Annotated in this window: 14 protein-coding genes; 7 read left to right on the plus strand and 7 right to left on the minus strand. The window is 44.5% G+C overall.

The annotated features are described in order from the left end of the window. The 3 genes from F6J90_RS32135 to F6J90_RS32145 form a co-directional block, all read right to left on the minus strand. Window positions 1–291, minus strand: a 291-nt coding sequence (locus tag F6J90_RS32135) for a hypothetical protein (RefSeq protein WP_293103340.1), incomplete at its 3' end; no start/stop codon positions are given. A gap of 58 nt (window positions 292–349) precedes the next feature. Then, on the minus strand, window positions 350–1,252 hold the full coding sequence (locus F6J90_RS32140) for a ParA family protein (protein WP_293103342.1): 903 nt from the start codon (window positions 1,250–1,252) through the stop codon (window positions 350–352). Between the two features lie 386 nt (window positions 1,253–1,638). Continuing rightward, window positions 1,639–3,381, minus strand: a complete 1,743-nt coding sequence (locus tag F6J90_RS32145; RefSeq protein WP_293103344.1) for a vanadium-dependent haloperoxidase — start codon at window positions 3,379–3,381, stop codon at window positions 1,639–1,641. Window positions 3,382–4,181: 800 nt separating this feature from the next. Here F6J90_RS32145 and F6J90_RS32150 point away from each other — a divergent pair. Continuing rightward, window positions 4,182–4,373 (plus strand): hypothetical protein, encoded by a 192-nt coding sequence (locus F6J90_RS32150; RefSeq protein WP_293103347.1) that lies wholly within the window; start codon window positions 4,182–4,184, stop codon window positions 4,371–4,373. 505 nt (window positions 4,374–4,878) lie between these two features. Here F6J90_RS32150 and F6J90_RS32155 read toward each other — a convergent pair. The 3 genes from F6J90_RS32155 to F6J90_RS32165 form a co-directional block, all read right to left on the minus strand. Next, on the minus strand, window positions 4,879–6,381 hold the full coding sequence (locus tag F6J90_RS32155; RefSeq protein WP_293103350.1) for an FHA domain-containing protein: 1,503 nt from the start codon (window positions 6,379–6,381) through the stop codon (window positions 4,879–4,881). Between the two features lie 177 nt (window positions 6,382–6,558). Continuing rightward, window positions 6,559–7,875, minus strand: coding sequence for an RNA-guided endonuclease IscB (gene iscB, locus F6J90_RS32160; RefSeq protein ID WP_293103353.1), 1,317 nt, complete (start codon window positions 7,873–7,875; stop codon window positions 6,559–6,561). Window positions 7,876–8,484: 609 nt separating this feature from the next. Further along, a complete protein-coding gene (locus F6J90_RS32165) occupies window positions 8,485–10,242 on the minus strand; it encodes a 4Fe-4S binding protein (protein ID WP_293103355.1) in 1,758 nt (585 codons plus the stop codon). Between the two features lie 1,230 nt (window positions 10,243–11,472). On the opposite strand from F6J90_RS32165, the gene F6J90_RS32170 reads away from it, so the two are divergent. Continuing rightward, the gene (locus F6J90_RS32170; protein WP_293103358.1) at window positions 11,473–11,619 is read left to right on the plus strand and encodes a hypothetical protein; all 147 of its coding nucleotides are present in this window, start codon (window positions 11,473–11,475) and stop codon (window positions 11,617–11,619) included. A gap of 6 nt (window positions 11,620–11,625) precedes the next feature. Here the strand turns inward: F6J90_RS32170 and petJ are convergent, their stop codons facing one another. Beyond that, window positions 11,626–12,123, minus strand: a complete 498-nt coding sequence (petJ, locus tag F6J90_RS32175; RefSeq protein WP_366513945.1) for a cytochrome c6 PetJ — start codon at window positions 12,121–12,123, stop codon at window positions 11,626–11,628. A gap of 239 nt (window positions 12,124–12,362) precedes the next feature. Here petJ and F6J90_RS32180 point away from each other — a divergent pair, with 239 nt between their 5' ends. The 5 genes from F6J90_RS32180 to F6J90_RS32200 all read left to right on the plus strand — a co-directional run bounded on the left by F6J90_RS32180 (window position 12,363) and on the right by F6J90_RS32200 (window position 16,068). Then, window positions 12,363–12,785 (plus strand): BlaI/MecI/CopY family transcriptional regulator, encoded by a 423-nt coding sequence (locus F6J90_RS32180; RefSeq protein ID WP_293103360.1) that lies wholly within the window; start codon window positions 12,363–12,365, stop codon window positions 12,783–12,785. Next, window positions 12,785–13,723, plus strand: a complete 939-nt coding sequence (locus F6J90_RS32185) for a M56 family metallopeptidase (RefSeq protein ID WP_293103363.1) — start codon at window positions 12,785–12,787, stop codon at window positions 13,721–13,723. The genes F6J90_RS32180 and F6J90_RS32185 overlap by 1 nt, the downstream gene beginning before the upstream one ends. Before the next feature lie 320 nt (window positions 13,724–14,043). Next, window positions 14,044–14,487 carry a hypothetical protein gene (locus tag F6J90_RS32190; protein ID WP_293103366.1) on the plus strand — a complete coding sequence of 148 codons (444 nt, stop codon included), beginning with the start codon at window positions 14,044–14,046 and terminating at the stop codon, window positions 14,485–14,487. 293 nt (window positions 14,488–14,780) lie between these two features. After that, entirely contained in the window at window positions 14,781–15,431 is a 651-nt protein-coding gene (locus F6J90_RS32195; RefSeq protein ID WP_293103369.1) for a hypothetical protein, read from the plus strand. Between the two features lie 268 nt (window positions 15,432–15,699). Next, on the plus strand, window positions 15,700–16,068 hold the full coding sequence (locus tag F6J90_RS32200) for a hypothetical protein (protein WP_293103372.1): 369 nt from the start codon (window positions 15,700–15,702) through the stop codon (window positions 16,066–16,068). The last annotated feature ends 254 nt before the right edge of the window (window positions 16,069–16,322 follow it).

Below are 16,322 nucleotides of genomic sequence, written 5' to 3' on the forward strand. Positions count from 1 at the left end.
AGGCAAGAGGCAAGAGGCAAGAGGCAAGAGGCAAGAGGCAAGAGGCAAGAGGCAAGAGGCAAGAGGCAAGAGGCAAGAGGCAAGAGGCAAGAGGCAAGAGGCAAGAGGCAAGAGGCAAGAGGCAAGAGGCAAGAGGCAAGAGGCAAGAGGCAAGAGGCAAGAGGCAAGAGGCAAGAGGCAAGAGGCAAGAGGCAAGAGGCAAGAGGCAAGAGGCAAGAGGCAAGAGGCAAGAGGCAAGAGGCAAGAGGCAAGAGGCAAGAGGCAAGAGGTAAAAAATATTTTGTACCTCATAACTATGATAAACGCTATATTCATATCAGGGATTAGAGATTAAACACTAATCCCTAATCTATTCCATAGTCTTAATCGCCTCAAGCTTAAGTAAAAATTCTTCTGTCAACTTGAAGAATGCTTTAGAGCCAGAAGAATTAGGATGAGCGATAACTACAGGACTAAAACTATCCACAGCTTTAGCAACATTAACATCCATGGGAATGCGAATTTGAAAAATTTCGTTGCTATCGAAATCGTTATCAACTCGCCTCATCACTTGCTTATAGTACCTACCCATTAGTCCTCCGCCTGACAAAATAAAGATAATCCCCAACAGCTGCAAGTTAAGAGGACTATCCTGCTGATGACTTTCTTTGAGTCTGGCAATCCGTCTTTCTAGGAGTTGAATCCCTACAATAGATAAAGGTTCTGGTCTGGCTGGTAGCAGATAGAAATCACTAGCCACAATGCCACTGCGAGTCAAAAGATTGTAGCCAGGAGCGCAATCTAAAATAATAAAGTCATAGTTAGGGATAATCGGCTCTAATATCCCTTTGATTAATAGACTTTCAAAGCGGCTCCAAACCTTACTAAATTCTACGTCCCCTTCTTGAACAGATTGCTTATGGAGTAGATCAGACACTACATATTCATCATAAAGCTCAATATCTCCTGGCAATAAATCCAATCCTTTGATATTACAATTATCAGTTTGAATAATATCCTCAATTGTTAAGCGACTGCGATAGCTAGGTTTAATGACTTTGTCAATTAACCGACTTAATGTCCGCCTTCCTTTTCTAGCTTTAGCAAATGCTTGGGGCTGCATTAAGCTCAAGGTTCCACTAATTTGGGTATCTAAATCGACCACCAAAACCCGCTTATTATGATTTTTGGCTAAGCAAGTCGCCAAGTTGACGGTGAGGGTGGTTTTGCCCACACCACCTTTCATATTGACTGTACTAATGACTAATCCCATTTATTAACATGATCTTGCCATGACACTATTTATTATCATTAAGTATTATTGGTCACTAGGCAAGAATTCTGATGGATTAGGTTAATTTACCCTTGGGCAGTCCGCAATCATCCAGTAAGTTGTCGAGAGTTACACTGGAATCCTCGGTTGAATCCTCAACTGATGTCATCGTTGTGTATCGTGGTGATTGTATTAGAGAATTCAGTTGCCATAGCCAGATTTGTTTTGTATCCTGACTAAATACCCCCCAAAATTGGGGGGATTTCAGCTAGGGAAAAGGTATTTGGCGAAACCTGAACTGTTATGAAACCTTTTCCCTTTTTTCTTTTAAGTTAATCGGAAACCAAGGGTTCCTAAACTTCCAAAAGGAAGATTTTGAGGTAATGTTAGTGAGATTGATGGTTAGATTGATTTCCCCGTTTTCCTTTGAGCATGGAAGCAGCACCAAAGGCACCAAATACTAACATACCCAATACAGATGTAGGCTCGGGAACTTTAACACCACCATTGATGAAGAATAATGTCCGGTCATACACCTTGCCACCAACGTCTCGGCCTAACTGTCTGCCGAGTAGATCTCCATCATCGAAGTGAATGCCACCGTAGATGCGAGAAATACCAGCTTCATCAGAAGCATCGGAAAATGTCTCCCAAAATAGGGTGACTTCATCGGTGGGAGTCAAACCAGGTTCAAAACGAGAGGCACCAGGGGCAAAGGTTACTGAATTGCCGAAGAAATCACTACCAGTAAATAGCTTGAAAATCTCAGCCGCAGAAGCACTGAACGCACTATGTCCTGAGGTGAATTCCGCAAAGGGAGGGGATGGATCGGCACCAGGAGTTTGGTAGGTAATGAAATCACTGGCTAATTGCCTGATCGTTTGTAGTTCTGGTCCACCATAAGATTCGATCGCAAAGCCTCCCAGCTGCTCATCGAATTCACCGATTAAGCCCAGCTCACCGAGTTCGCGAATCGCTCGGACGGGACGAGTATAGTCGTAGAAGACTTTTGCTTCCCAAGTAGCAATCCCGGCATCCAAAACTGCATTCCCCAGACCAAAGTAAAGTTGGATATCTTCATCTAGGGTTTGGTTATCCCGTTCAGAGATGAATGAACCAAAACCGAGCCAAGTTCCAGGAGGGAAGGGGGTGCCAGAGGGGTCTTCCCAAAACTCAGCCACTAGTTTTTGCTCATCGGTGAGATTAGCGCTGACCTCAACGATACGCTCAGCTTGCTCGATAAACCCAGGGTTAACAACGTCAGTATTAACCTCGCCGTCTTCCTTAACCAGACTAACCTCTGTACCATCTTCAAGGGTGACGGTACGCTCCTCCCGATTCAGAGTACCCTCTACCAGCAGAAAAGGTTCTGGTGCTGGTGGTCGAAATTCAGACCCAGAGTTCAAGGCAAAGGGAGTAACATTGCCCCACTGGGGAGTCAAAAACCGTTGCAACCTGGCATCCGGGCTGTCAATTGGTACCCGCTCTGGTGTCCAGCGAGTAATATCGACCACGTTATCGGGACTGTTGACGGGCTGATAGCCAGTGGTGTCGGAGTAAGGAACACCAAGTGTACCCCTGGGGTCATCCCCTAACTGGTTGGAACCATCCTGACGTCGGAACTGCAATAAGCTGTTGGCTACTGTCTTACCAACTTCAGTAGCAGTAGGGATAGAAGCAGAGTCGCCAGCAAGCGATCGCACATCAGTCAGGAGGGCATCGAAGGAAGCAACTTCAGAAGGGAAAAGGTCCGAGAGGACGCTATGAGCCGCATAGCTAATCGCTAGGGACTTATTTTCCAGGGTGTTCTCAATATCAGGACGTTGCAGAGTATCCTCAAGAGTGGTGCTAATCGGGGTTCCTTCATAAGCCGACCAGGCATCGTACATGGCAGTACCCAAGATGCCATAAGCCCGGGAGGCTCCTGTCGGACCCAATTGCGGGTTATTTTCTACTGCCCTCAAGGCTTGATCCACCCACAGATTAGCGCTGTTGTCTAGTGTCAGGTCTATGGCTTGTGCTGGCAAACCAAAGGATAGACCTGCGGTTGTTACTCCAATGGTTAGGAGTGAGGAGAGATGCTGTCGTTTTTTCAGCCCTTGATGGTGAGCTGAAAATAAATTTTTCATATTTACACCTGTGACTGGTTGTTCTTCAAAAGACCTTTTCCAAAAGTCAATGTCTACAAGGCAACTACAGTAGTTATCACCCTGTTGTTGGCTTTTTATGCAAGAGCTCTAAAAATTGGACGGTAGATTGGACAGTAGCCAAAGGTTCCGTTCGGATTGGTTACCTTGGCAAAAGCAATGATGAGATCAGGTCGTCTCACCAATTTAGGAGAAAATTTAGGATAAATCGTCTCCCCAGAACACTACAGGTAAAAACACGGACGTCTTGCCGTTGAGTCAAGTACCCAAACATACTCAAAACAGACTAGGGACTCTGGCCATAAACTCCTTAGATCTTAGGACTTACGCAAATCCCTCAATTTAATGCTACTTGTAGGGTGGGCAAAACCTTGCCCACCCTACCCATGGAGTCTGTGCGTAAGTCCTGGATCTGTTTGATTAATTAGAGTCTCTGGGAGTTATCCGTACTTGATCCATAGGTCAAAATCTGTGCCTGGAGTAAAATCCCTCATTTATGATCCGTCTATTCACTTGCAATGTCAATCGTCATCCGGAAAATTACTGATAACTTTAAAAAAGTTTCACAAAAGATATCCGTATAACGACCAGTAGTGTTCACAAATTCTTAGGTTTAATTTACATAACTTTGACAATCTTTACATAGTAAGTATATTAATAACTCCCCCATTTTGATCCGGCTGGCGAAACATTTCTTAACACGATTAAAGCCTTGATATTCGGTGTCATGGTCGCAAACTATTTTATAGTTTTGTAACGTAATCAACGGCAGAATCAGTGTTTTGGATGTTAACTTATATAGCGCTACGCGCAAGGCAAGAGGCAAGAGGCAAGAGGCAAAAGTTGACTACAAACGTTTTTCAGCTTTTATCAATGTCCTAACCTTAATGGGTAGTGCTATATTTAGCTATTTAGCCAGCAGCATCAATTTTGGGGGAATTTCAGCTAGGGAAAAGGTATTTGGCGAAATATGAACTTTTATGAAACCTTTTCCCTTTTCTGGTTGAGCTTTATTGACTTTAATCAGTAGTAAGCTACCTTGAGGATTCACATCTGGACAAAACCTGTTTAGCTGAACCGCGAGAAGCCCCGCACTTTACCTTCATTGGGTAAGTGTCGTATGGGAAGCGGGGGGCAAGGGTCGGAACGTCGAAATGCCAATGTGATATACTAGAGATGGTAGGGAAAACAAATTAAGAGCTAATCGCCACCTACCAAATGAACCTTGAAAACCACCTAATATAGGGTTCCATCCAGAAAAAAAAACTTGATAGTTTGAGTTATCTGTGGATGGGTAAAATTCCAGCAGCTACATTGGAGATAGAACTTTTTTTGTATTGTTCCGGGGCGGAGGGGCATCCCGTGTCGTTAATAAAGCTTATCGAGCAACCGTTCGCGCAGCGTCGGCGAAAGCCGATACCGTTGGGTGGTGTTGGTAAGAAGCCCGCGCTGTCCCGTGCTTAGCAGCGTCGGGAGATGTCACGCGCTAACCACTACTCGTCCTACAGGACGAGCCACACAAGTTAAAATCATCCCTTGCTGCCGTTCCTCCTCTTCGAGAGCGTCAGGCTGTTCATCATACTCTACCTTCCCTTCTATAAGCTTTCGCTTACAAGCACCACAGGCTCCCATCCGGCAACCGCTTGGTAATGGCACTCCTTCTTGTTCGGCCACATCTAGGATGACATCCTCCGCATCACAGCTGACCTCTTTTCCAGACTCAGCAAAAACCACAGTGGGTTCATTAGAGGTTGATGGTGATTCTACTAGGTGTAGTCTAGGACGATCTTCCCCTTTGACTGGTTCAGGATTTGTTGCTGCTGCTTTCTTTTTATTCTGTTTTGAGGGCTTTTTGCCGCCAAAGCTCTCTTCATGGTAGTTTTCCATCGGGAAGTCTAGACCGGCTAGCATCCCTTTCACCCCTGCCATAAAGGGATTCGGACCACAGACATAAACAATGCGATCGCGAAAATCTGGAGCCATCTCTGCCAGCATGGCTTCATTGAGTCTTCCGGTATAACCCGACCAACCTTGATCGAGTTCTGGGCGAGTCGTGGTAATCGCCAGCTTAAAATTAGGGTGCCAAGCCGCCATCAACTCTAATTTCTGACGGAAGATGATGTCTTGTGGGCTACGAGCACTGTGGACAAATACAACATCGACATCAGCACCGGTATCACAAAGCCATTTGGACATGGACATCATCGGGGTAATGCCACTACCTGCTGAGATGAACAGCAGTTTATCAGCCCTATGGTCAGCACAGGTAAATTTCCCCATTGGGCCATTTAATCTCACCTCGGACCCAACTTTGATGTTGTCGTGCAACCAGTTAGACACCAAACCCGCTGGCACATCAGGAGCGTCTGGTGGTGCTGGAACTCTCTTGACAGTAATTTCCAAGGTATGAGGACGTGAGGGGGCCGAAGATATGGAGTAGGAACGCTTCACTGGTTTGCCATCAATCTCCAAATCCAGAGTGACAAACTGACCTGGCTTATAGCTGAACAGTATTGGTGGTTCGGCAACGAATCGAAATGTTTTCACATCATCGGTCTCATCAATCACCTGTACACAGCGGACAGTAATCTCACCCTTAGTCCACTGCTTTATACCAGCGCTATTACCATCTACAACTAGGTTCGGTTCCTGGTTAGAGCCATAGAGCTGTAGGTCTTTGACCAACAACACAAATTCACCGATACGGATGATGTCATCTTCCTTCAGGAGCCAGTTTTGGTTAACATCTACCTCCTCATTATTGATCCGAGAGCCATCGGTGCTACCGAGGTCAGTAAAGAAACACTGTCCCCCTTGGCATACAATTCTGCCGTGTACACGACTCACGACAGGACTATCCAAGACTAGGTCACAACTCGGATGGCGGCCAATCAGATACTCACCTTGAATTCCAGTTTCGGGTTTCAGGGTTTTTTCCTGTAACTGGTTGGTTTGGTAGTTGATGATTGTAGTCGTCAGCATGTTTTGTGTCACTCCAAATTACCGAACTAATGGGTCAATTGCTTCAATTGCTGAAATTTATGAAGGGATTCTCTATTTTGAGTTCACAATTCATCTCAACTTGTCTTCATCTAAAAACCTCCGGGAGCGACTAAACTGCGCGTTTTTAGACCGCATAGGAACCACGACGCGGCGCATTTATTCGCCGTCAGTATGAGCTAATCCATAAACATAGCCATCTTTCCTATGAATTTTTTGACAGTATTTCCAGCTAATTCCTTCAATTGTTCCTTCTCTAGTTTTGATATTGAACGAACCAGTTTTTCTAATTGCCACCTTTCCCAAATAGGTGCCAACCTTCTTGCCTTTGGTTACAACAGCTTTGACCAGATCGCCAGTTTCAAAACCTAAGACATTTTTGACCTTGGTAGACTTTCTAACTAACTCTCCTTTTTTGTTCCGTTTTTGAAAGCCATACTTGTCAACTTGCATCACCTGCCTTTTGCCATGTCCAGCACACTTGATTAGTAGTGGCTGACTGACTTTGACCTCCAGTTTTGGGATATCCCCAACACAAGCTGCATCAAGCCAGTGGCTCTTTGGCAATCCTTGTTGAGTACGATTAAACTTAGTTTGTCCGCCTGTTGCTGTTGTCACTGACAAACCAGTTCCCTTGAGAGCATTAAAAAGTTTCCAGCGAGTAGAATTAACTGCTGCTGCATCTTTGAGTGGTGACTTAGCTTGAGCTAGTAATCGTTTGAGTAGATCAGGTTGGCCCCTAAGAAAGTCCTTGATGTCGTGGTTTGACTTGGCTTGATTACAAGGAACACAAGCAATAGCAAGGTTGGAAATTCGGTTGCTGCCCCCTTTGCTGCGAGGGACAATATGCTCTACCTCTAGAGGCACGTCCTTCGTTGCGCAATAAGCGCAGGTATGATGCCATTTTTCTAGCAAGTATTCTCGTACTTCGTACTGGTATAAAGTCCCTTGCTGGTATTCACGTTCCTGAAGTTCAGGATTTTGCAATTTGTGAGTGTCAAATTTAACCAACTCTTGGGCTATGGAACTAATTGGACAAAGCTTAATTAAGCGATTAACCCAAGTCATAGTAGTTAAAACTCGATGTTCTAAACTTGGCGATAGCCAGCTATCAGGGTGCTTGCGATTATTGAACCTTGGTTTACGATAACGAGTTTTTCTGACTCTGCGCCCTCGCCTTAAACTCCTCCTGGACTCTAAGCCATGTTTGATTTGCTGACCTCGATGTTCTAATTCAGCTCCCCAAATAACTTTGTTGTCTTGCAAGATTGCTATACCTGTCGTTTTACTTCCAGGATCTAGCTTAAGCCGATAAGTCTTGGGAGTAGAATTAGCCTCTTTCTTGAGAATGATGCTAAATGGATAACGCCTAAACACTGCCGCTTTTCCTGCGTCCAACAGCTTACTAGCTATGGTTGGAGTACAGGGATTAAGCGGTTTCAAATTCGTATCTAGAACAAATACATAATTAGACATTGGTGTGTCTAAAACTCCATAAATGGATAATGTTTGCCTCGTCAATGTTATCGGTCGGTACTATCCCAAAAGCACTGTCTTACCCCTCGTAGGACTGTTTAACCTTTGAGTTCTAGAGCTTGGGACTGGCACGTATCCCAAGGTAGGACTTTAACTCTTGCCGATAACGTAGGTTTCCCTAAGACTGGTCAGCTACCTGAAGATTAAAGCATGATGCCCTGCCTCTTCAGAGCGGGGTGCTGACCGGTAGTACCCTCGGCCTGAGCCACCAGTAACTGTTTTATAAGTGTTTTACCAGTGGCCATCCATATAGTTATCAGCCTTTTTTTTCTTTTTATGAAAAATGCTCTCCTTTTTACGGTATTTCTTCCTCGTCTGACCCTGTTGAATGTACTATCTAGGAGCAGCACTTAGTATGAGCAACCCCTATCAGCATCCTATAAGTAACCTATGAGCAACTCACTTAATAATCGACTATAAACAGTTAACACCAACCGTAGTTTTGGTGTCGATTCCGTTACGGGATGATCTGACCATTGCTTTCTTCCCTATCTTCCCCCTAAAGCGACACTGATTTGTAAAACTACAACACCGTAGTTTTGCTACTGCCTATTCCTGATCACCTGGTTGATTTTGATCTTTGTGGTCTTTTAGCAGCTTGGTGCGCTTATCAGAACGATTCTGCTTGCGGGATTCCCTAAGTATAGTGCGTTGGTTAGAAGTACTAGTCTTCTGGCGCTCTTTGATGGTGCTCAGTACTTTATAAGGGTCCCGTCCATAGTGGGGATACAAGATTGGTAAGTTTTCTTGCTCCTTACCAAGTTCTTCTAAAACCTGATAATGTTGCTGATCGTTGATACCCAGTTCATCCCGGATCTGCTGGAGAACCTCGAGACTACTAGCGGAATTCACATGTCCAGCTTGGATCGCTTCTCTTAGCACCCCTTTGTATACCCCCAAGCGGTATTGTTGGTTAGCACCCGGTAGGGTTTTAGCCAGGATGTGTAATTCCTCAGGTTTGAGATCATCGACGGAACGACCTTCCAGAAATTCCGAGAAGTCCAGGGGTAGCTTCTTTAGTTGACGGCGCAACTTGTCTGCCAAACTCTCCTGGGTATATTGGTGGGAACTACGACCCCAAGTTTGATAAAGCCATAAGCTGCTCACCAGAATCACTACACTCTGAAACAGGAATTGCACTAGGACAGGGAACCGATTAATTTCGGGACGACCCCCGTAGATGAAGAAGAAGTTAAAGGCAATAAAGGTACAAATGGAAAAGACTCGGTGCAATACCTGCTCGTGAGTGATAGATTGGTTTTTTCGCCACAGAGCAGCTTTGTATGTCTTCTCTAGCTTGGTACAAATTAGACAACTGAGGGCCACGAAGACAACGAAGGTAAGAGGAGTTGCCACCAGTTTAGGAATCGCAATCGGGTGATTCATGATGTAAAACCCTGGCTTGAAAAGCGCACCTAACTGATTCTCTTCATGGGTCCAAGCCCCAGACAGGTAATAATCGAAGTTTCCTGCATACAACCAGTAGTAGACGAAATAGCCAATCACCATGCCTAAATAACCGTATTGGACTAATTTCCGACCAGGCTTAGTCAGTTGTTGCCAGTAGGCTTTTTCGGAATCGATATCCATACAAGGGGACTTACAACTGATACAGGCACTTTTTTCTTGACCTGTGGTCTTGTCTACGGTGCGGCACATGGACTGGGTAATGGTTTTTGGCGGTGCGTTGTGAGCTTCAGTGCCAAGCAATCCCCGTGGTCCAGTAAATACCATCTGAACCATGCCAAATGGACAGACATAATGACACCAACTTCTGCCACCATAGAGGAATACCATCATCATGGCGGATAAGATAGTCAGGCTCAGAAACAAACCCAGAACCAAGCGGTCAGAGTTAACAAATAGAATCCGGCAGTTCAACCCGATAAAGAAAATGGCAAACTGCACATATAAATGGTTACGAACCAGCCAGGGATTTTTGCTGATATCCCCCTGTGGCTGTAACCCCAAAGCTCTGGGAATTTGGGACAGAAAGTAAAGTGGGCAAATGCGTCGCCAAGTCTCATGACCGAACACCAAAACAATCATGATGGCGCTAGGCACGATCATGCCCCAGAACATTCGCGCTCCCAGGGCATAGGGTTTTTCATCTAGGCATACTCCCTGGACTTGAACACATGGGTCTCGGGTGAGTATGGGATCCCGAAATAGGCTTAATAGATTATCAGGATCAGTTAAATTGTGTGAGATCGGGTCATAAAACAACGAGACAATTAATATTAGCCAACTAATCGCTAGCACCCAACGGACTCGGTGCCAACTTTGTTCTGGTACCTTTGACAGCATAGCTTTAACCCCCTTTTGATCCATTGTGGGAAACAAGTTCAGGCATTGGCAGTACCCGTTTGGGTACTTCGTAACAGCTAGCACCCAAACCAATCCTGAGGATGAGCATTACCCGTCTTTGGGCATAATCTGCTCTATAAGAATAGCAAGAGTTAGGTCAACCTTTTTGAGTTTTGGTTTGTTGGCAACCTAACTAGCACCATTGATTTTGAATCACTAGTTACTTATCTGGTTGAGTCCACAACTTTTATGTCGCAGTTGCCGAATTTTTAACATAACTTTACAAACAAAACGCAGATGGTTCTAATCTGACACTTAGGTAGACATAGCTATACTTGCTGTCAGAAGAGTTGCTTGGAATTGATCGAAAGTACTCTTAGCTCTACCTGATGTGGTTGGGTCAGTTAGCTTTTTACCAGTTGTGAATAGGCTGATAGTTTAGGGAGAGCTTTTCAAAGAGCTCTGGGTGGTCTCTCTCTGTTGTCTCAATCATCAGCAAACACTGCTCCCATTGGACAGGGGAAGGGGGAAATTCCCTCCGTAACCCTATCGTCAACATCGGTGTAACTAGGTGTAATGAATAGGGCTCCATAAACTAGGCGTCAATCACCACTTAGGCGGTTGGCTAGTTAGGATAGCTTGGGCAACTCCTTAGTTGAGGTTATAGATGGCTCTCAACAGCTCCCAGGAGTTAATCCACAAACTAACCGAATTTTGACAACGAATCATCATAGGCACCCTACTGCTTATATGAATAAAGGATTTTTAGGTTTGTTTAGCTTCACAGGTAGTTTACCAAAGTAATGCACAAACTTTACTAAAAATTTGCATAAATTTGCTTCAAGCCCTGGTAAAGCTAAACCAAGGTGGATTTAAATACTTCCCAGTAAGGGATTCAGGAGTCTGATCCCCCTTGGGCTTTGGTTTGGTGATAATCAGCGATCGCATCTTCATACTCCTGAAGTGCAAAAATCGCCAATCCCCGGTTTTAGTAGCCCCGGAAATGCGAATCGCGAGTAATTAACGAAAAGTGTTAGTTATCCCCATTGATTGTAGCTTTTGATACCAATTATTTATAACTTAGTATCTAGGAATACTAAGTTTTGATCTCTTCAAGCCATTTTGAAGTGTTTTTCGAAGTATTTCTTGAAAAGAATAGCATTTTAAAATAGATCCAGAAACCCAATGGTGATTGGGTGCATCTCAAAGTTTTAAATCTATAACTCAGCTATGCAGGGCATTCATGAGGGGAGCCAGTCCGATCATGGGGTAAACCCCCTCATCAAGGCGCTACCTTGTTGCATCGCTACTCCCGACTCCCTACTCCCGCGCAACCCAAGACGAAAGTCCCTGATCAGAACTGCTATAGTAATTTAGATTACACTAGGGTAATCTAAAGAATGAGCGCCAGAATGAGCGCCAGAATGAGCGCTTTTTGGGTTTAAGGGTATCGGTCTTGTCCTGATTAACTGGCTTCTCAGAAGCCTCTACACCTAATTCTGGAGATTTTGACTCTGGGGATTTTCGATTAGGAATGTTTTTGCCCAACTGCCAGTCATTGTCCGCCTGCAATAAAACATAGGTAGCCACATTTTCAATCTCCTCCTCAGTCAGCTTTTTCTGGAAGGAGGGCATAGCGTTTTTGCCATTAGTTACCTGGGTTTTAATTTTTTCCAGGTCATACATCTTATATCGTTTCAGGACAGGTTTCTTCAAGGTTTTATTGGCCATAATCACGTTATTGCCACCGATATGACAAGCAGCACAATTTTGACTAAAAACCTGAGCTCCCTGAGGGGCATCACCAGCTAGGGCTGGACGTTCTAGAGCAAATGTAAACCATACCGTAGCAGTCAACAGGATTGATAGCAGCTTCTTCAAGGGGATTCTCCTTCTGATCAAACAAACAGCAGGCTACAGAGTGGCCTATAATTATTCCCTAGAATGACTGTAAACCTTAGAAGAACTGCTGTCAAACCTAAGAACCAAGACTATAAATAAAGGCAGCAGACCGACTACATATGAATCGGGATAGCCTGGCTGCTCAAAACTTCATACACTATAAATAACCTCTAGCACCCAAATTAACCCAAAATTAACCCAAAATTAACCAGTAATCTATGAGTCCTCTGCCCCATCATCGCCCTAAACAACTCTCCCTAGGTCCATTGGAACGAGAAATCTTGGAGATCATCTGGGTATTAGGTTGCGCTACTGTTAAAGATGTCCATGAACAGATTTTGGCTGACCCCGATCGGGAATTAGCGTATGCTTCAGTGACCACAGTGCTACGCCGCTTGACCCAGAAAGGTTGGCTGAGTTGTGATAAACGACAGCGTACCTTTTTATGGAGACCCTTAGTGTCTCGCCAAGAAGCCCAGGTACTAGCAGCCCATGACCAGCTCAATCGCTTTTTAGCCGTAGGCAATCCAGATGTAGTTGCTGCCTTTGCCGATAGCTTAGATGCAGCCAGTGTTGACCAAATTTCTGCGATCGCACAACGACTGCAAGCAGCTCGTCAAAGGCGGAAGGAGGGAAAATAATGCATGTGGTGATGATTATAGCAGCATTAGGGCTGGCTTGCTGGCACAGGCACACAAGCTACCAACTCCCTGGGAGTTGGCCCAGGCGCTGGCAACAGGTACTAGTGCAATTTCTTGCTCCACCCCTACTCCTCCTAACCACTGCTTTAGCTGTCCTATCCATGGGGCCAAAGGGACAAATGATCGGGTTACGTACCGACTGGCTCAGCTACTGTCTAGCGCTAGGATTTCTGGGTTGGGCAGTAGTGTTGTGGCTAAAGTTAGCAAGGCTTGGTTGGCAGTCTTTGCAACAAGTTCGTTCCTTACCCCAAATTTGCTTAATAAATGGGCAATGGCAAAATGGGCAATGGGAAAGGGTTGAAAACTGTCCTGGCTTAACTCCAACCCCTGAATCCCTAGCTACTCAGCCTCAATTGGCTCGTCTTTTAGACACTCCCATACCCTTTATTGCTCAGATTGGCTTTTGGCAACCGGAACTTGTGGTCAGTCAGGCACTCTTAGAAACTCTTTCATCGGAACATCTAGAGGCTGTTATCACCCATGAGCAAGCTCACCACCATTACCGAGATACCTTCTGGTTTTTCTGGCTAGGGTGGATTCATCGAATCACCGCTTGGTTACCAAATACAGAGTCATTGTGGCAAGAACTATTGAGCCTAAGGGAAATCCGTGCTGACCATTGGGCCGCTAAACGGGTCGATGCCCTATTGTTGGCAGAATCACTGTTGACTATGGTTAGTAGTCCGATGATCACTACGGAAAATTGCTGTGCTCCCTTTAGTAGACCTGTGGCTCCCAGTCGCTTCCAAGAGAGAATCGATGCACTCTTGACAGAGCCAGAGTCTGCGACTGGTACTAGCTCCTGGCATTACTCCTGGAATTGGAGTTGGTTGCTATACGTATTGTTACCCCTATTGGTGGTACCGTTTCATCAATAAACTTAAGGGCAACAGGCATTACCACAGGCATTAGGCCACAGGCAAAGGGAAAAAAAATATTTTTTTGGGTCTTGACGTCGCGACATAGTGATGTAAGTATATAAATATATCGCGACAAAAGGAACGAACACACAAAACACTTAAGTAAAACACTTAAGTAAACCGCCTAAGTGTAGTAACTACCTAAGTGTATTAACCAGTGTATTCACCATTTGTCATGATATCACGATATACCAATAAAAGTATATCGTGACAAAATGTGCCAAACTTATAAGAGGACAATCAGATGTTGCTCTCTCTGGAGCTAGAGGACAAGGACATTGGTTCACAAAAAGACAGATCCCCGGTATGCATTACTGCGAGGACATATTCCCAAACATCTACTAAAGCGCTTCCGCAACTACTGTGTGGAACACGAGCTTGACTACAGTGAAGGACTAGAAGATGCGCTGACTAAATTTTTTAACTACCTAGACAGCAGCAAACTATTAGCAGTTCCAGCACAAACTCCTACCATTGCTGATCTGATTCATGGCTGGAACTTGGAAGAACTATCACGATTAAGTGAAGTTAGCGTTGAAAACCTGCAAGCCATCATGGAAGGAAACCGACCCACAGATGATGATCTGATTGGTTTGGGTGTAGTGCTATGCAAGAACAATGGTGAACCTTGGACAACGGATGAGTTAGTCGAGATTCGCGATCGCTGTTTTTACGGTGTTCCAAAATTGTCGAGCAACAGCGAGTCGCCAAGGATTCAATAACCGTGATCGGACTAACAGCTGCCAATGGTGATTGCTATCAGAGGGGATTTGTTACAGAAATTATCGGTTTTTGAATCGATTTTTGGCTAAAATCAATCCTGCCAGTGACTGTACTATGGAAGCCGTCGGTTACTTAGATCAACAACCATAAATCAACAACCATAGATCAACAACCATAGTTAGCCATAGTAGTTAGCCATAGTAGTTAGCCATAGTCTCCGTTGGTCCGGTTTAACTTGTTTAACAGCAACACTCACTACTCAGCGTGTCATTTTAGGTTTCAGTCTTCAACAATGGACAATTTCTTTTTCTCAGGGTGCCATCTATCAGTTACCACGGAAAGCTTCAATATTGAAGCTCCATCACGCTTAGCGGCCTATGCTCTCAGGCGACATGCTAGTGAGCTGGCTGTATCTGCTCAAAAACTCAGGCTTCAACGGGCTATTGTATCTTGGCCCGGATGCGAGCGACCTTACCAAATTCCCACCTCCATACTCAGGAGCCAGACAACTATGACCGGACCAATACCCCAAAACGGAACCTATTTGCTAGGAGCCAACTACCTTCGTGTTAATGATTTTATCAAAGAAAAGCGTGAACAAGGTCTAATTGTAGTAATTACGTCAATGTGGAATGATGTTTGCTTACATACCAATGACCTACTTGCACCGGAGCGGGGTATTCTCCAACCCCATCAGTGGACTGGCTTTAATTATCGCTACTTGTGGCGTGATAGTCGGGATGACTATAACGAACTAATTGATCGATTGACTCGGGAGCGTTACATTCCCAAATTCCAGTACACCCTCAGGCGTCCCGATGGCACATTAGGCCGCTATGAGACCGATTATTACCTGGTAGAGGATTATCTGAACGTACCAGTGCGCATTGGTGTCAGCGATGTCAATGCTTGGGAACTGATATCAGAACCCTTAGCAAGTTAGTTTCCATTTAGTTTCCATTTTCTATCAGCCATCACTCACCACCAAGACTTAAAATCTTTGATCCTGTTACCTAGGTAAGCGGCTTGCCGCTTAAGGATTGACCTTGGCCTTTAGGCCACGCTACGCGAACGATAAGGTATTACCTAACTTACTTGACCGGTCAATTAACTACACTCATTCAATAACTCATCGCTGAATCTTTAGGTCTACTTGAGCTAGGTAGCCAACAGCGATTTATTTCCCTAAAACTGTTTGCCAACAAATAACTATGCACAACCAATCAATTAATTCGGTGCCTTCTGGCAATCAAAACTCTCAAGCCAGCACTAGTGGTTTGGTGAATTATCCAACTCGGAATCATAATGAAAAGCAGCCGATAGTAAGGGGAGGGTATGTTTTTGCTCTGATTGTGGCGATGATTTTGGGATTCCAGTCACTGGAAGCTTCCTATGAACGGGTAAATGGTCAGGAAAATATTTCTTTTGCGACCAAGTCGGCTCCTTCTAGTCTCTTAGTGAGTGGGTTAACCTTGATTGGCTTGGGGCTAGGTATTGAAATTGATAAATCTACAATCTTCTCCAAAGGCAAAGGAATAATTCAACTGCTAGTAAATTCCTCTATGGATGAAGAGGATTAATATCATCTCTATTACCATCGGTACTGTAAAAGTATAAAGCTTCGGTAATCGGTAATTGCTAATTGCTAATTGCTAATTGCTAATTGTAATTACTCCCGAGTCATTACTCATCACCCATTACCAAAAAAACGTTCAATTCCATAATTGACGTACTGATTAGTCAAGATTTATGGTTTAGTTAGTTGTTTAGTTAGTCACCGGTTGAGTCCCAATTTCATAAGGAAGACTATCTCAGCTATCTATCTCAGCTATCT

This window comes from Moorena sp. SIOASIH (assembly GCF_010671925.1).
Lineage (GTDB): Bacteria > Cyanobacteriota > Cyanobacteriia > Cyanobacteriales > Coleofasciculaceae > Moorena.

Bases quoted from the DNA above. Each gene is read 5' to 3' on its own strand.
- F6J90_RS32170 (WP_293103358.1), top strand. From the start codon at position 11,473: ATGCAGGGCATTCATGAGGGGAGCCAGTCCGATCATGGGGTAAACCCC.
- F6J90_RS32140 (WP_293103342.1), bottom strand. From the start codon at position 1,252: ATGGGATTAGTCATTAGTACAGTCAATATGAAAGGTGGTGTGGGCAAA.
- F6J90_RS32165 (WP_293103355.1), bottom strand. From the start codon at position 10,242: ATGCTGTCAAAGGTACCAGAACAAAGTTGGCACCGAGTCCGTTGGGTG.
- F6J90_RS32195 (WP_293103369.1), top strand. From the start codon at position 14,781: ATGGACAATTTCTTTTTCTCAGGGTGCCATCTATCAGTTACCACGGAA.
- F6J90_RS32185 (WP_293103363.1), top strand. From the start codon at position 12,785: ATGCATGTGGTGATGATTATAGCAGCATTAGGGCTGGCTTGCTGGCAC.
- iscB (WP_293103353.1), bottom strand. From the start codon at position 7,875: ATGTCTAATTATGTATTTGTTCTAGATACGAATTTGAAACCGCTTAAT.
- F6J90_RS32155 (WP_293103350.1), bottom strand. From the start codon at position 6,381: ATGCTGACGACTACAATCATCAACTACCAAACCAACCAGTTACAGGAA.
- F6J90_RS32200 (WP_293103372.1), top strand. From the start codon at position 15,700: ATGCACAACCAATCAATTAATTCGGTGCCTTCTGGCAATCAAAACTCT.
- F6J90_RS32180 (WP_293103360.1), top strand. From the start codon at position 12,363: ATGAGTCCTCTGCCCCATCATCGCCCTAAACAACTCTCCCTAGGTCCA.
- F6J90_RS32145 (WP_293103344.1), bottom strand. From the start codon at position 3,381: ATGAAAAATTTATTTTCAGCTCACCATCAAGGGCTGAAAAAACGACAG.